This is a genomic window from Streptomyces albidoflavus (assembly GCF_000719955.1).
GTDB classification, from domain to species: domain Bacteria; phylum Actinomycetota; class Actinomycetes; order Streptomycetales; family Streptomycetaceae; genus Streptomyces; species Streptomyces albidoflavus.
Map to the genome: position 1 here is coordinate 22,301 of NZ_JOII01000025.1, position 14,857 is coordinate 37,157.

16 protein-coding genes are annotated in these 14,857 nt (G+C 75.4%); 9 read left to right on the forward strand and 7 right to left on the reverse strand.

Translation table 11 applies throughout. The features are described from left to right. Nucleotides 1-10 precede the first annotated feature (10 nt). Together IF45_RS0122475 and IF45_RS0122480 are read right to left on the reverse strand one after the other, a co-directional pair. A complete protein-coding gene (locus IF45_RS0122475) occupies nt 11-862 on the reverse strand; it encodes a peptidoglycan recognition protein family protein (RefSeq protein WP_003946541.1) in 852 nt (283 codons plus the stop codon). Nucleotides 863-935: 73 nt separating this feature from the next. Next, complete coding sequence (locus IF45_RS0122480) at nt 936-2,405, reverse strand: alpha/beta hydrolase (RefSeq protein ID WP_030309176.1); 1,470 nt, start codon at nt 2,403-2,405, stop codon at nt 936-938. Nucleotides 2,406-2,709: 304 nt separating this feature from the next. Between IF45_RS0122480 and IF45_RS0122485 the strand changes: the two genes are divergently transcribed. Then, complete coding sequence (locus tag IF45_RS0122485; protein ID WP_030309178.1) at nt 2,710-4,029, forward strand: globin domain-containing protein; 1,320 nt, start codon at nt 2,710-2,712, stop codon at nt 4,027-4,029. A gap of 41 nt (nt 4,030-4,070) precedes the next feature. Here IF45_RS0122485 and IF45_RS0122490 read toward each other — a convergent pair whose 3' ends face one another. From IF45_RS0122490 to IF45_RS0122505, 4 genes are all read right to left on the reverse strand, one after another. Then, the gene (locus tag IF45_RS0122490; protein WP_030309180.1) at nt 4,071-5,507 is read right to left on the reverse strand and encodes a carotenoid oxygenase family protein; all 1,437 of its coding nucleotides are present in this window, start codon (nt 5,505-5,507) and stop codon (nt 4,071-4,073) included. 96 nt (nt 5,508-5,603) lie between these two features. Beyond that, a complete protein-coding gene (locus IF45_RS0122495; protein ID WP_003946545.1) occupies nt 5,604-5,783 on the reverse strand; it encodes a hypothetical protein in 180 nt (59 codons plus the stop codon). Nucleotides 5,784-5,893: 110 nt separating this feature from the next. Continuing rightward, nucleotides 5,894-7,012, reverse strand: coding sequence for a polyprenyl synthetase family protein (locus IF45_RS0122500; RefSeq protein WP_030309182.1), 1,119 nt, complete (start codon nt 7,010-7,012; stop codon nt 5,894-5,896). After that, on the reverse strand, nt 7,009-8,166 hold the full coding sequence (locus tag IF45_RS0122505) for a tetratricopeptide repeat protein (RefSeq protein WP_015508319.1): 1,158 nt from the start codon (nt 8,164-8,166) through the stop codon (nt 7,009-7,011). The genes IF45_RS0122500 and IF45_RS0122505 overlap by 4 nt, the downstream gene beginning before the upstream one ends. 292 nt (nt 8,167-8,458) lie before the next feature. Between IF45_RS0122505 and IF45_RS0122510 the strand changes: the two genes are divergently transcribed. Next, a complete protein-coding gene (locus IF45_RS0122510; protein WP_008414912.1) occupies nt 8,459-9,361 on the forward strand; it encodes an SDR family oxidoreductase in 903 nt (300 codons plus the stop codon). Nucleotides 9,362-9,515: 154 nt separating this feature from the next. Further along, a complete protein-coding gene (gene lepB, locus IF45_RS0122515) occupies nt 9,516-10,103 on the forward strand; it encodes a signal peptidase I (RefSeq protein ID WP_030309184.1) in 588 nt (195 codons plus the stop codon). A 10-nt stretch (nt 10,104-10,113) separates the two neighbouring features. On the opposite strand, the gene IF45_RS0122520 is transcribed toward lepB, so the two are convergent. Next, nucleotides 10,114-10,698 carry a TetR/AcrR family transcriptional regulator gene (locus IF45_RS0122520; protein WP_008414908.1) on the reverse strand — a complete coding sequence of 195 codons (585 nt, stop codon included), beginning with the start codon at nt 10,696-10,698 and terminating at the stop codon, nt 10,114-10,116. A 270-nt stretch (nt 10,699-10,968) separates the two neighbouring features. On the opposite strand from IF45_RS0122520, the gene IF45_RS0122525 reads away from it, so the two are divergent. The 6 genes from IF45_RS0122525 (at nt 10,969) to IF45_RS0122550 (ending at nt 14,855) form a co-directional block, all read left to right on the forward strand. Further along, nucleotides 10,969-11,649 carry a DUF6230 family protein gene (locus IF45_RS0122525; protein WP_008414907.1) on the forward strand — a complete coding sequence of 227 codons (681 nt, stop codon included), beginning with the start codon at nt 10,969-10,971 and terminating at the stop codon, nt 11,647-11,649. 52 nt (nt 11,650-11,701) lie between these two features. Continuing rightward, nucleotides 11,702-12,169 (forward strand): DUF6114 domain-containing protein, encoded by a 468-nt coding sequence (locus tag IF45_RS0122530; RefSeq protein WP_003946553.1) that lies wholly within the window; start codon nt 11,702-11,704, stop codon nt 12,167-12,169. A gap of 70 nt (nt 12,170-12,239) precedes the next feature. Next, the gene (locus IF45_RS0122535) at nt 12,240-13,022 is read left to right on the forward strand and encodes a DUF6230 family protein (RefSeq protein WP_030309185.1); all 783 of its coding nucleotides are present in this window, start codon (nt 12,240-12,242) and stop codon (nt 13,020-13,022) included. Next, nucleotides 13,016-13,540: a DUF6114 domain-containing protein gene (locus IF45_RS0122540; RefSeq protein WP_030309186.1), complete on the forward strand. Its 525-nt coding sequence runs from the start codon at nt 13,016-13,018 to the stop codon at nt 13,538-13,540. Before IF45_RS0122535 ends, IF45_RS0122540 begins: the two co-directional genes overlap by 7 nt. Then, nucleotides 13,537-14,166 (forward strand): hypothetical protein, encoded by a 630-nt coding sequence (locus IF45_RS0122545; protein ID WP_008414901.1) that lies wholly within the window; start codon nt 13,537-13,539, stop codon nt 14,164-14,166. The genes IF45_RS0122540 and IF45_RS0122545 overlap by 4 nt, the downstream gene beginning before the upstream one ends. Beyond that, nucleotides 14,163-14,855 (forward strand): DUF6230 family protein, encoded by a 693-nt coding sequence (locus IF45_RS0122550; protein ID WP_030309188.1) that lies wholly within the window; start codon nt 14,163-14,165, stop codon nt 14,853-14,855. Before IF45_RS0122545 ends, IF45_RS0122550 begins: the two co-directional genes overlap by 4 nt. The last annotated feature ends 2 nt before the right edge of the window (nt 14,856-14,857 follow it).

The following is a 14,857-nucleotide window of genomic DNA, read 5'->3' on the forward strand; positions in this document are numbered from 1 at the left end:
CCCGCCGGGTTCAGCCGGCGCCGTCGGCCTGGCGGCGGGAGCGCTGGTCCTTCTCGTGGGCGAGCAGTTTCGCGTCGCCCTGGAGGCGGGCGGCGCCCTTGCGGAGGGCGGGGAGCAGCTGCATGAGGGCGTCGCCCGGGCAGTTGGTCTCGTAGGCGTCGATGTGGCCGAAGACGGCCGGCATGGTGACGGTGGTGTTCTTGGCGAACCGGCTGTCGCTGTTCCTGGAGAGCAGGTGGGTGTTGGCGACCGGGTCGGCCTGGGTGAGGGCCAGCTTCCAGGCGATGAGTTTCTCGATGGAGCGGCGCATCGGCTCGGGCACGGGGGTGCCGGCCGTGAAGGTGCCGATCGCGGCGATCCCGGTCGTGCCGGTGTTCAGCCCGACGGTGTGGGCGCCGATCACGGCGCGGTCCGCGCCGCCGAGGCGGCCCTCGAAGATGGTGCCGCAGGTGTCGACGAGGAAGTTGTAGCCGATGTCCCCCCACGCCTTGTTCACGGCGTGCGCCTCGTAGACCTCGCGGACGAGGTCGGGGCTGTCCGCGCAGTCGTAGCCGTTGGGGTGGCCGGTGTGGTGGATGACGACGGCGCGGACGCTGTCGGCGTAGTGGGGCTTCTGGTCGAGCAGCTTGGGGTCGGCGCCCCACTGCGCACGCGTGACGATGGGCGGCTTCAGCGTCCCGGCCCACACGAGGGGGCTGGTCGGGGCCGCGGGGGTCCGGGTGCCCTGGGCCGGGCCGACACCGAACGGGGGGACGCCGGCGAGGGGCAGCGCGAGAAGGACGGCAGCGGCCACCGCTCCGGAGCCCGCTGCCACCCAACGCACGCGATACCCGCGCCGGCCAGCACCTCGCACATCGCTCATGTCTCCCCCAGCCTGCGCCCCCGGGACCCCGGCCGCCTCTCCGGCTACTCCGGATGAACCGGGGGCGCGCAGGTCAGGGGGCGATGCCCACGCCGTCGATCCGGCTCCACGCCCGTTCCTGGGCGGCGGTCATGGCGGGCCAGCCCAGACCGCCGGGGCGGGGGCGGACCCGGGAGGCGTACGGCGCGGGGTGGTGGCCGGGGTCGTAGAAGCACCCGGTGCCGTAGGTGGCGTCGAAGGCCGGGCAGGAGGCGGCGACCGTGCGCGGGGTGGGGGCACGCCCGGTGCGGGCCCAGGTGTCGAGTGCGGCGAGGGAGGTGGCGTACTCGGCGTCGCTCAGGCCGCTGTGCTCGCTCTCCTTCGTGAACGTCTGGACCAGGTTTCCGGCGCGGCCGGCGCCGTGGAGGGTGGCGCGGTAGGCGGACTCGTGTTCCACGAAGGCCGTCGGGTCGTCGATGGCGTGCAGGGTGAGGACGGGGAGGGAGACCTTGCCGGTGAGGTCGCTGTCCCAGGAGAGGTCGCGGCGGGCGGTGGGGTCGGGGGCGAACCGTTCGACGCCCGCGTTGAGGGCCTTGTCGTCGTGGGAGCCGGTGTAGCGGACGCCCTGGTTGCCGAAGGGGTTGCGGCCGTCGAGCCGGCTGGTGACGAGGTCGCGGAAGGTGAAGGTGGCGAATCGCAGGTGTGCTTCGAGGCTCCGTTCGGGGATGCGGGTGACGGCCAGGATGTCGTCGAGGTTGCGCTGTTGCAGGGCGGTGCGGTCGGCGGGGGCCGAGGTGAGGCCGGTGCACTCGTCGAGGCGGGCGCGGAGTCCGGCCGAGGTCAGGGTGGAGCCGGCGCGCAGGCCCTTCCACAGGGGGTACTGGGGCTCGGTGGGACGGGGGTGGTTGCGGCAGTAGTACTGGTAGACGACGCGCAGGTCTACGCGGTGGTCGTAGCCGCGTGAGCCGCCGCCGAGGACGCCGTTGGTCAGGAGGACGCCGTCGTAGGCGCCGGGCTTGGTGCCGTAGGTCTCGGCGGTCTTCGCGGCGACGTTGCCGCCCCAGGACTGGCCGTGGAGGTAGGTGCGCCCGGGCCGGCCGAAGTGCTCGGTGAACAGGCGGCGGACGTTCTCGGTGTCGGCGGCGGCCATGCGGGTGCCGTAGCCGCCCCGGCGGTAGGCGGAGCCGGCCCAGGCGTACCCCTCCTCGACCATCACGGCGAAGCGTTCCAGGTCGCCGGTGCTGCGCTCGGGGTCGGAGGTGTCGCCGAGGTCGGGGCCGCCGTGGGCGTGGACGACGAGTGAGCCGTTCCAGTCGGCCGGTACGGCCATGGTCCAGGGGGCGCCGTTGTCGTCCTGGCCCGTCCAGCAGCGTGCGGTGGAGGCGAGCCGGGGCGGGCACTCGGCGGCCGTGGGCGGCGCCGGGGTGCCGCTCGCGTGGCTCACGGGGGCGTTGCCGAGGCTGCCGAGGAAGAGGGCGGCGAGGCCGGCGGTGAGCACGGCGTGCCCGTACCGGCGGCGGGCGGACCGGCCGGGGGTACGGGTGCGGTGGTCGGGGGTGGTCAAGGGAGCGGCTCCTGTACGTGCTCTGCTGCTGCGCGATGTCGCGCTGTGAGCCGGGATGTTAGGAAGCCGCCGGGGCCGGGGACACCCCGCCGGTCATTGCGTTCATAGTGTTTGCCGCTTCGCCGGGGCACAGCCTCGGGAAGGGCTGTCCAGGGACCAACGGCCCCCTCCGGCAGGGCCCTTGGGGCATATCACCGCAATGCCATACTGACCTGCGGTTTCACCCGGCGGGGACCGGCGGACGGGTGTGTGTCCGCCGGCGGCCCTGTCCTTTCCGCCCCCACATCCGTCAAGGAGCCCAGCCATGCCCCGGTCCACCCAGCTCGCGGGGAGCACCAGCACGGAGAACGGCGCGTACCACGCGCTTCTCGCCCGCCACGACGCGATGCGGCTGCGCCGCCGGATGCTGTCGCCGGAGGGCGGGGCGGGGGTGCGGGGGGCGGCCGGGGAGGCGTACGACGGGGCGGCCGACCAGCGGGTCATCCGGGCTCATCTGGGGCTGGTGGGCCCCTTCGAGGAGCTGATCACCCAGCTGTACGAGGTGCTGTTCACGCGGCATCCGGCGCTGCGGGGTCTCTTCCCCGGTGAGATGGCCTTCCAGGAGGCCCATCTGGCCCAGGCGTTCCGGTACCTGCTGGACCGTCTGGACCGGCCGGAGGAGATCGCGGAGACGTTCTCCCGGCTGGGCCGCGACCACCGGAAGCTGGGGGTGCGTCCGGCGCAGTACGCGGCCTTCGAGGAGGCGCTGCGTACGGCGTTGCGCGTGCGGACCGGTGGGCGCGGGGAGGCGGGGCTGGAGGAGGCGTGGGTGCGGATGGTGCGGTTCGGTGTGACGGCCATGGTGCGGGGAGCGGAGGCCGCCCTGCACGAACCGCCCTTCTGGCGCGCGACAGTGACGGGGCATCAGCTCGTCGGCGACGATCTCGCGGTGCTCCGGGTGGTGCCGCACGAGACCTTCCGGTACGAGGCCGGGCAGTACACCGATCTGGAGTCGTCGTTGCTGCCGCACACCTGGCGTCCGTACTACCTGGCGGGTGAGCCGGACGCCGCTGGTGCGGTGGAGCTGCACGTCCGGTGCACCGGACCGGGCGGGGTGAGTGAGGCCCTGGTGCACCGCACGGCCGTCGGGGACGAGGTGCGGCTCGGCCCGCCGAAGGGGAACCTGACGCTCGGCGAGGAGCCCGCCGGGGATCTGCGGCTGGTCGCCTGGGACACCGGGTGGGCCGCCATGAAGGCGCTGCTCCAGGAGGTGGACCGCCGGGTGCGGACCTCACCCGGTCACGGGGTGCGGCGGGTGCGGCTGTTCCTGGGCGCCCCGGACGTGGCCGGTCTGTACGACACGGAGTACCTGGCCGGGCTGGAGCGCCGCCGCCCGTGGCTGTCGGTGGTGCCGGTGACGGGCGCGGCGCCGGGCGGGGAGGGGTACGGGCGGCTGGCCGCCGCGGTGACCCGCGCCGCCGCTCCCCCGGGCGGCCGGGTGCTGGTCTCGGGGCCGCCCGCGATGGTCCGGGCCGTGGGGGCCTCGCTCGCGCGGGCCGGGGTGGCGGGCGAGGACGTCCGGCACGATCTGCTGCCGACCGGGGCGGAGTCCGGGCACGCCGCGACGGGAGCGGTGCCCGCCTGACGGGCGGGTGAGCCTCCCCCGGCCTCCCCGCCCCGGCTCCCTCACTCCTCGGTGGGCAGCCAGGTGCCGTGCAGGCCGAGGGGGACGCGGACGGGGATGCGGACGCGGGCGACGGGGCCTTGCGCGGGGTCGTCGCCCGGCAGGACGAGGAGCCAGCTGGTGTCGTCGGTGCGGTCGGTGGCGAAGGTGAGCCAGTGGCCGTCGGTGGCGTCGTGGGTGCCGGGGGTGGGGGCGAAGACGGGCTCGCCGACGGAGAGGTCACCGGCCGGCCAGAGGCGGGCGGCGGCGTGGCCGTCCTCGATGTCGTACCAGCACAGGGCGTCGTACTCGCCGGTGAGCAGGCCGGGGGTGCGGCCGCTGGCGGCGGCGGTGGCGAGGCGGTGGTGGGGGCGGCCGGTGCCGCGGTCGTCGATGCGGGGCAGTTCCACGCGGGTGTCGTCGAGCTGGGTGCGGCGGACCGTGCCGGTGGCCGGGTCGACGAGGGCGCGGGTCAGGCCGCTGTGCGCGCCGTGCCCGGCCGGGGCGGGTTCGGGGCTGCGGCCCAGCGAGAGGGCGGGCCACTGGACGTAGTCGAGGACGACACGGCCGTCCGGGGTGTCGTAGGCGTTGACGGTGTGCCACAGCCAGAACGCCTCGTCGTCGGCCCAGCGGACGGGGCCGCCGTCGCGCGGGATCAGGGCGATGCGGGTGCCCCGGTCGGGGCGCCAGGCGAGGAAGGAGCCGCCTTTCATGGCGGCGTACAGGTCGAAGAGGGCCGGGGCGCAGACGAGGACGAGGTAGCGGTCGGTGAGCGCCATGTCATGGATCATCCGGGGTTCCACGGCGCCGTCGACGGGAGTGGGGCCGCGGCGGACCGCGCCGTCGGGCCCGATGACCGACCAGGTCAGGTAAGGGGGTTCCAGGGCGTAGCAGAAGACCGCCAGCTCACCGGTGGCCGGGTCGGTCTTGGGGTGGGCGGTGATCCCGGCGGGGAGGTGGCCGTCGAAGGTCTCCTCGCCGCGGGTGTCCAGCTCCGGACTCATGCGGTACGGGCAGTCGGACTCGGCAAGGGCGAGGAGGCGTCCGGCGTGGTGGACGACGTTGATGTCGGGCAGGGGTTTGAAGCTGCCCGCCAGTGCCTCGCCGACCTGGTCGGCGCCGGGGGTGATCAGGGACTGGAGGCCGCCCCAGAGGGCGTGTCCGGCTCTCTCCTCGGCGCGCATGGCGGGGGTCCGGACGAAGCGGTTGCGGTAGCGGGCTCTGCCCTGGGAGAGCCACACCCCGTGGATCATGCCGTCGCCGTCGATCGGGTAGAGGTAGCTGCCGACCGGGGTGAAGCGGGGGTTGGGGCCGTTGCGCAGGTAGACGCCGTCGAGGCTGTCGGGGAGGGTGCCGGTGACCCGCAGCTCCGTCTCGTCGACCTCCTCGGTGACGGGGGCGAACCGGCCGTTGAGGTGCGGGACGCGGGCGGGGTCGAAGGGCGTTCCTTGCGAAGTCATACGGGCCTCCCGGGCGGGAGCGGGTCCGGCGCCGTCGGCCCGCCCCGCCACGCGCCGGGGTGGTGCGCGCCGCGGGCGGGCCTTCGCCGGGCGGGGCTACTTCTCGTCGTAGTCCTCGGGTCTCACGTCGGCGTCCTGGAGCGCCTCGCCCATGGTGCGGCCCTCGCTGCGTGCCTCGTCGTGGCGGCCGCGCCGGGGCTGCTTCCGCTCGATGTTCCCTCCGGTGGCCGGGGCGGTCCTGCCGGTCTTCCGGCGGTTCTCCTCTGGCACGCTCATCAGGCGCTCTCCTCGCGTCAGGGCAGATGCCGGCCACCGCCGTCCTGCGGCCGCCGGATACGTCCATCGTGCGGGAGGCGGGGCGACTCCGCACGGGATGGCGGGGGCCGTCACCAGGCGCGGTCGAGGAGGGAACCGACGAGGGCGTCCAGGTCGCGGGCGGCCGCCGGGGCGGGCCGGGTCGCCGCGAGGCAGGCGCGGGCCGCCTCCAGATGCGTGCTCGCCTCGGCGCGGGTGGCGGCGCGGCCGCCGGCCTCGTCGACGAGGGCGGCGGCGTGGGCGGCCCGCGCGCCCTCCAGGGGCTCGGCGGAGTCCAGGAGGGCGGCCAGTTCGCGGCGGGCGGGCCCGGCTCCGGCCAGCGCGGCGAGAAGGGGAAAGGTCTTCTTGCGCTGGCGCAGGTCGCTGTGGACGGGCTTGCCGGTGAGCGCGGGGTCGCCCCAGATGCCGAGCAGGTCGTCCACGGCCTGGAAGGCGATGCCGAGGTGGCGCCCGGCCCGGTCCAGCGCGGTGACCGTCGCCCCGGGCGCGCCGCCCAGTTCGGCGCCGAGGGCGGCGGCGCAGCCCAGCAGGACGCCGGTCTTCTGCTCGGCCATGGCGCGGTACGCCGCGAGGCCGGGGGCGTCGGGGCCCGTCCAGGGCAGTTCCTCGAACCGCAGGTCGTCGGCCTGGCCCCGGACGAGGGCGGTCAGGGTGCGGCTCAGGTGGCGGACGGCTGCCGGTGCCCGCTCCCCCGGGGCCTCGGCGAGGGTCTGCACGGCGAGGGCGTGCAGGGCGTCGCCGGCCAGGACGGCGGGGCCGACGCCGTACGCGCGCCAGACGGCGGGCCGGCGGCGGCGCAGCGGGTCGCCGTCCATGATGTCGTCGTGCAGCAGGGAGAAGGTGTGCACCAGTTCCACGGCGACCGCCGCGGGCAGGGCCGTGGTGCCGCTCGCGCCGACGGCTTCGGCGGAGAGGACGGCGAGGGCCTGCCGCAGCCCCTTGCCGCCCGATCCGGTGGGGTCGGGGGCGCCGCCGGGGTCGCGCCAGCCGAGGGCGTAGGCGGCCATCCGCCCGGTCCACGGGTCGAGCTGTCCGACGGCGTCGACGAGGGCGGGGTGGGTCAGCGCCCGGCAGCGTGCGAGGACGGCGCCGGCGCGGGCGGTGTCGGCCGGGGGCCGGGTGAAGGGGTGGCCGGGGGTGGTGAGGGCGGCTTCGGGGGCGAGGGGCGCGGTCCGGGCGGCGCGGCTCATCGCAGGCCCGCCACGTCGGTGGCGCGCAGCGCCTCGGTGCGGTAGGCGTCGGGCGGGGTCGCGGCCGCCGTCCCGGGGCCGGGCAGGGGGCCCACGCCCAGTTCGGCTGCCGCCTTGTCCACCATCTCGCGGGCGTGGTGGAGGCCGATACGGTTGAACTGGTCGCGCAGGGTGGCGAGTTCGGCGGCGGTCTCGGCGCTGTCGCGGCCCAGCCGAGCGCGCGCCTTGGCCAGTCCGAGGCGGGAGAGAGCGGTGCCCCGGGGTTCGGTCATGTCGCGGAACTCGGCGAGCGCCCGGGTGTACAGGTCGCGGGCCTCCTCGTAGCGGCCGGCGCGGTAGAGGACGTTGCCGCGCATCTTGTGGTTGAAGGCGAGCGCGCCGCGCAGGTCCATCGCCTGGCAGGCGGCCTCGGCGCGGGTGAGGAGCGCGAGGGCCTGTGCCACGTCGCCGTCGCGTACGGAGACCACGTCGGCCATGCCGCGCAGGGCCCAGGCCCAGCCCCGGTGGTCCTCGGCGCGCTCGGCGATCTCCGCGGCCTCCGCGAAGAGGGCGTGGGCGCGGTCGTAGGCGCCGGTGTTGCGGTGCATCTGGGCGATGCCTTCCAGGGCCCAGACGGTGTGACGGGCCTCGCCGCGCCGGCGGGCCTCGGCCAGCAGTTGTTCGTGGAGTTCCTCGACGGCCGCGTAGTCGCCCTGGATGCGTCCGGTCTCGGCGAGTCCGGCGAGCGAGTAGCCGCGGACGACGATGTCGCCGCCGCGCTCGCCCCACTCGGCGGCGAGGGCCAGCAGCCGGTAGGCGAGGCGGAAGGCGCCGCGCTGGCGGGCGAGGGTGCCGCCGCTCCACAGGGCCCAGGCCATGGATCCGGCGTGGCCCGCCGCGCGGGCCGTGCGGTAGCCGGCCTTCCACGCCCGGTCGGCCTCGTCGGTCCTGCCGAGGCGCCGGCTGGCCTCCGCGACGGCCAGGTGGCAGCGGGCGGTCTCCTTGAGGTCCCCGGCCGCCTCGGCGGCGCGCAACTCCTCGATGCCGCGGGCCAGCACGTCGGTCAGGGACGCGTTCACCGACAGGGCGCCGAGCGCCCCCTGGTACTCGGGCGCCGACGCCTTCCCCGCGTCGCCCGCCTCCGGGGTCGCCACCTGCTCCGCCAGACCTGCCATCAGGTCCACCTCCGGTCCACTCGCTGCCGATCTTGACACTGGCCAAGACGCCTGCGGGCGTGGGCGGTTCCGGCGACGGAGCGATCTCCTCCGCCGTGGGGGCGGGGGTGTCCTCCTCAAGTGCTACGCGGGTGGTCCGGGTGGCACCGGAGGCGTACGGGGCGGGGGCGGAGGTACTCCGGCGCCGCTCACCCGGTGGCACCATCCGGCCGTGCCGCCGTGGGGCCCGCGTGGTCGACTGGCCGGAATACGGCGGCGTGGCGCGCGTCCCGGTGCGGTGAGGAGGGCGGGTATGGACGGGGCCGGGCGGATCGCGGTGGTGACGGGGGCCGCACGCGGCGTGGGGGCGGCGACGGCGCGGCGGCTGGCGGAACGCGGGCTCAGGGTGGCGCTGCTCGGGCGGGAGCTGGCGACGCTGGAGGCGGTGGCGCGGTCGCTGCCCACCGACTCCTGCTCGCTGGAGGTCGACGTGACCGACGAGGCGGCCCTGCGGGGCGCCGCCCGCAGCGTGGCGGAGCGGATGGGACCGGCCTCGGTGGTGGTCGCCAACGCGGGCATCGCGGCGGCGGGTCCCTTCGCCACCACGGAGGCCGCGCTGTGGGACCGGGTGGTCGCCGTCAATCTCCTGGGCAGCGCGGCCACCGCCCGCGCCTTCCTGCCGCAGCTCCTACGGACCCGGGGGTACCTGCTCCAGGTGGCGTCGACGGCGGCGTTCGGGTCGGCGCCGCTGATGAGCGCGTACTGCGCGTCGAAGGCCGGCGTCGAGTCGTACGCGCAGGCGCTGCGGACGGAGATGGAGCCCGAGGGGGTGGGGGTGGGGATCGCCTATCTGCACTGGACGGGCACCGGGATGATCGAGGGGCTGGAGGCCCATCCCGTGCTGCGGGAGCTGCGGGCGCACCAGCCGGGTCCGGGGAGCAGGGTGCACTCGCCCGAGCAGGTCGCCGGGTGGCTGGTGCGGGGGATCGAGCGGCGGGCGGCGAGCGTGTACGCGCCGTGGTGGCTGCGGCTGGTCCAGCCCGTGCGGCCGGTGCTGCCGATGGTCGTCTCGCGTGTCTCCCGGCGGAGTCTGCGGGGGCTGCCGGCGGAGGAGCTGCGGGAGATGACCGGGGTGCTCGGGCCGGGCGGCCGGGCCGACTGGGAGGCGCGGGGGCCGGTGGGGCCGGTGGTTCCGGTCCGGCCGCCGCAGAGTTGAGCGGACACACCGGGGCCCGGTCCATACTCCAGGGTGTGAACGCGGCCCCGGGACGTGCCCGGAGCGCCGGCGGCAGGGGCGAAGGGGTGGGCCGGTGACGACGGGTGACCTTGCGGAACCGGCGGAACCCGCGCGGCGCGGCAGGGGACGGCGCGTGGCGGGGATCGTGGTGGCGGTGCTGGCCGGGCTCGTGGTGCTGGCGCTCGCCGCGACGGCGGTGCTGAGCGTGCGGATCGACGGCGACAGCATGGAGCCGACCCTGCACGACGGCGAACGGGTGCTGCCGCTGCCGGTGGCGTCGGGCGAGGTCGGCCGCTTCGACGTGGTCCTGATGCGCACTCCGGGGCGGGACGTCCTGCTGGTCAAGCGGGTGGTGGCGCTCCCCGGCGACCAGGTGCGGATCGCGCCGGGGCCCCAGCAGGGCCACCAGCGGGTGCTGGTCCGGCGGGCGGGCGCCGGGCGGTGGTACGAGTTCACGGTGCCGGGCGCGGCCGACGCCGGTCTGGTGACCCCGTGCTGCGCCGCCGACGGCAGGCGTTCGGCGGCCCCGGCGGCGCGGACGGTGCCGAAGGGCAAGTTCTTCTTCCTCGGCGACCACGCCGACCGCTCGGACGACGCGCGGACCTACGGCTGGGCCGACCTGGACGCCGTCTCCGGCCGGGTGTGGATGCGGACGTGGCCGCTCTCGTCGGCCGGGGCGGTCGACGCCGGGGTGCGGCTGCGCCCCTCGCGCGAGGTGTGAGCGCGCCAGGTCAGCGGAGGGGCCCGGCGATCCGGGCGACGCATTCGGCGATACGCCGGGCCGACTCCTGCGGGGTGGTGTCGGCCTGCATGACGTGGCTGGCGGTGAGGCGGACGGCCGCCTCGACGGCGAGGCCGCGCGAGGCGGGGTCGATGCCGGGCCAGGTCTCGGCGACGTAGGCGTCGGCGGCGCCCTCGGCGGTGACGAAGGCCGCCTCGGAGCTGGTGGTGAGGTAGCGCAGGAGGCCGCTGTCGACGCCGCCGGTGAGCATGGCGCGGACCAGGGGGTTGCGGGCGGCCAGGGTGAGGGTGAACTCCACGGCCTCGGCGACCGCCGCGCGCAGGTCGTCGCGGTGCTGGTCGAGGCGCTGCTCGATACCGAGCATGCACCGCTCCACCTCGCGCTGGAACAGGGCCTCGCCCACGGCGTCCTTGGAACCGAGTTCGTTGTAGACGGTCTGTCTGCTGACGCCGACGGCGACGGCGAGCTGCGACATCCGCAGCCGCTCGAACCCCTTCTCGGCGACCAGTTCGTACGCGGCGTCCAGCAGCCGCTCGCGCAACAGGGACCGCACCGTCTCCCGAAACCTCACCATCAGCCGATCCTACGACTCCCTCCGGCGCACTGCGGCTTCCCCGAACTACCAGACGTACGCGGGCCGTTCGCGATCAAGGCGAGGGCGGCGGCCGCCGGAACCATCCCGTGCAGCGGTATTGACACCTACTGACAAGGTGTCCAATTCTCAGACACGTAGCGCACGAATGTCATGTGCCGTGCACACCGGGGCGCGCCGGGCCTTTCCGCGTCTCCCCCGCCACGGCCACAGCCCGGTCCGCGCGGAGCGCGGCTGACGGACGGAGAGCACATGCGAGACACATCCGGGGGCGTCACCCGCTGGCGCAGATCGGTGGTCCTGGCCGCGCCGGCGGGTCTGGCGGTGGCGGGGATGGCGGCGGCGATGCTCCAGGGCGCGCTGGCGGCCAACCTCTCCCTGACCAACGTCCCGTTCACGCTGTCCTCGAAGACGGTCGCCGCGCCGGGCGGGATCGCGGCCGCGCTGACCACGGTGGACACCGGGAAGAACACCACGGCGACCTCCGTGGGCATCCCGAAGGCCGGGCTCGACGGCATCTGCGTGCACGCCGCGCAGAAGATCGGGCTGCCGGTCGTCGGCGACCTCGGCACCTGGTCGCTGAACATCTCCTCACCGGAGGCGAAGACGCCGCTCACCACCGGTGAACTGGCGTCCGGCAAGGGGCTCCAGGCCAACAAGCTGGTGCTCGACGCGCAGGCGGTGAAGGCCGCCCAGGCGAAGCTGAACGCCTCCGAGTCGAGCCCCAACGTCATCGGCGCGGCGGCCGACAGCCCCAACATGCGCGGGGCCGGGATCAAGGACGGCGTCCCCGGCCAGTTCGGCCTGGACGCCACCGGCGGTCTCACCGACATCCGCCGGCTGCACGCCGACGCCAACGGCGCGACCCTCTCCGGCACCATCACCCTGCCCGACCTCACCATCGGCCTGGCGCACGGCGACAAGAGCTGCTGAACCGCGCACCGCCACCCTCCCGCATCCCGGCTCAGGTACTGCGAGGTCATCCATGGCACCCGAAACCCCGCCCACGGCGAAGTCGCCCGCCCCGGCGGCCCGCGCCCGCACCGCCTTCCGCACCTGGCGGCGGTCACGGCCGTTCTGGGGTGCGCTGTGGACGGGGCTCGGCGGCTTCGTCATCCTCTTCCTCCCGCTGGCGCCGCTCGGCCGCATCCTCCAGGTGGGGATCGGCGGGGTGGCGGGGATGGCGGCGGGCGCGCTGCTGATGGCGATGGCCCTGCTGATCCTGCTGATGCCGGGACAGCGGTACGCGGCGGGGATCGTGGCCGTCGTCGTCGGCGTGGCCTCGTTCCCGCTGACCAATCTCGGCGGGCTGGTGATCGGCATGGTCCTCGCCGTGCTGGGCGGGTCGATGGCCTTCGGGTGGCTGCCGGAACGTCCCGAACGCAGGGCGGGGCGGGGCCTGTCGCCCCGTCGCCGACGGCCCGGTGGCAAGACGGCCGAGCCCGCCGCCTGACGGCCCCTTCCCCCTCCCCCGCCGGGCGACCGCTCCCGGCCGGACACCCGCGACCGACTGGAGCCTCACCATGAAACTCAGCGACCCCTGGCGCTCCACCGCCTCCCGTCTCGGCCGTCTCCGTGCGGCGGGGGCGCGGCAGGCCGCCGCCTGGAACGAGCGGATGCTGGCCGAGGACGCGGACGAGACCCGGCGCGGTACCCGCTGGGGCCGCAGCACGCTGGCGGCCCTCCCGGCGGTGGTCGCCATCGGCGCCCTCGGCAGCGCGCTGGCGGGCGGGGCGCTCGCCGCCGGGTTCAACGTCACCCACCAGCCGTTCACCCTGACCTCCAACGGCGTGGCCGGCGACGGGTTCGGGCTGATCGTCAACACGCCGGCGCTCGGCGGCCCGGACGGCAAGACCCGCACCGACACCGGGATGACGCGGGTCGGCTTCTCCGAGGCGCGGCTGGCGGGCCTGTGCGGCGTGGTCCACCAGAGCTTCGCGGGGCTCCCGTACAGCCTGCTGCTGACGGCGGGCCAGGAGGTGAAGGGCGGCTCGGACGGCGGTTTCACGCCCGACATCGCGGCGAAGAACCTGTACCTCCAGGCGACCGGGCTCCAGTCGCGCGGCGCGACCCGGCTGGAGAACACCGTCATCGGCCAGCCCGCCGACCAGGTCGAGGTGGCGGGCGAGCCGCTGGCCGGGGCACAGCCGGGCGGCTTCGGGCTGGGCTCGGCGGGCGGCAAGGGCGGGGCCTCCATCTCGCTGCGGGGCCTGGACGCCCGGGCGCACGCGGCGGAGATCGCCGGGTCGATGGAGCTGCCCGGCCTGAATCTGCGCGTCGTCCCGGGATCGGCGAAGTCGTGCTGAGCCGGGCGGTGGCGGACACGGCCGCCACGGAGCGCGTCCGCGCACAGGACGGCGCGGCGGAGTCCGGGACCCGGGGCGCCCGGCTGCGGGCCGGGCTGCGGCAGGGCCGGGCGTGGTTCCGGGCGTTCCGGCGGACCCGGCCCTTCTGGGGCGGGGTGTGGCTGGTGGCGGGCGGGTGGACGGTGCTAAAGTTCTCCCTGGCGCCGATGCAGTTGGTGGTGAGCACCGGGTTCGACGGGATCGCCGGATACCTGCTGGGCGGCGGGATGATCCTGAGCGGCCTGGTCCCGCTGGCCGCGCCGCAGCAGCGGTACACCTTCGGCATCATCGGGGCGGTCCTCGCGGTGGTCTCGCTGGTCGCCTCCAACCTGGGCGGCTTCCTGCTCGGGATGGTGCTGGGGGTGCTGGGCGGTTCGATGATGGTCGGCTGGGGACCCAAGCGCCCCGCCCGCGCGGAACGCCGCCCCGCCGCCGGTTCCGGTCCCGATTCCGGTGCCGGTTCCAGGGAGGCGGCGTGAGACGCCCGCGCCTCAAACGGGCGCTGTGGGTGGCGACGGTGCTGACCGTGGTGGCCGGGTCGGCGGTGGGTCCGGGCCGGGTCGCCGAGGCGGCCGGGTCGCTGTGGCGGGCGGAGCCGGCGCCGCCCGGCAGTGACGCGCCGTTCCTCCCCTCGCCGCAGCCGCTGCGCGTCACCATCGACGAGATGGTGGCCAAGTCGATGCGGGTGAAGAACGACGTGACCATCCGGCTCGCCGACGGCACCACCCGGGTGACGACCCGTTACACCTTCAGCCAGCTGGTGGTGAAGGACCACATGAAGGTGGTCCACCCCGGCAGTGACGGCGGGCCCGAGGTGACCATCGACGTACCCGACCAGGGGACGCTCGGCGGCTACGACGGGCTGTTCCAGCCGCAGGAGACGGTGATGTGGGGCGACATCCACCAGGTCTGCCTCAACGTGGTGGTCCGCATCTGCGGTGTGCAGGGCCTGCTCAACGCCTTCGGTTCGGTGATCCCGCTGACCGCCGGGGCCTCGGACTTCGACGGGACGATCTACGCCATCCGCGCCACCGGCAACCGCCCGGGCCTCGGCAGCACCGACAACCCGGTGCACCTGCCCGGTTCGATCTCGGTGGCACCGTGAGCGGCGGCACGCGGGCCGGGCGGCGCGAGGGTCGGACGCACTGGCGCCGGACGCCGCTGCTGGCCGCCCCCGCGACCGCCGCCGCGGGGGCGCTGCTGTGGCAGCTGGGGACGGGCGCGCTGGCCGTGGACTTCCGCGCGCAGGAGAAGCCGCTCCAGCTGACGACGAGCAGCCTGTACGGGACGGCGTACGCGGCGGCCACCGTGGACCAGCCGGTGACCAGGGCGGACGGGTCGGCCGGGAGCGTGCCGGTGCTGCGCATGGGGTTCCGGGAGGGCCGGGTGAACGGCCTCTGCCTGAGCCGGCAGCGGGAGGTGCTCGGGGTGCCGTACTCGATCGTGCTGGAGCTGGGGGACGACGACCCGGCGACGTGGGAGGTGCGGACCGGGGAGACCGTCATCGACCTGGTCTCGGCCGACGGGGTGCTCGACCTGGACGGCGTCGTCGACATCAATGTGAACGGGTCGGCGGCGGGGGCGGACGGGAAGGGCCCCTCGGGTGGTCTCGGCAGCGGGCCGGACCGGTTCGGGCTGCGGGCCGACTACGCCAAGTTCCACTCCATCGACGCCCGGACGCAGGACATCCAGATCCCGGGCTTCCTCACCACGCCGGGACTGGCGATCCGGGTCGAGCCGGGCACGGTGCGCTGCCCGGAGCCGAAGCCGCCGCGCGGGACGCCGGTGGGGTGACC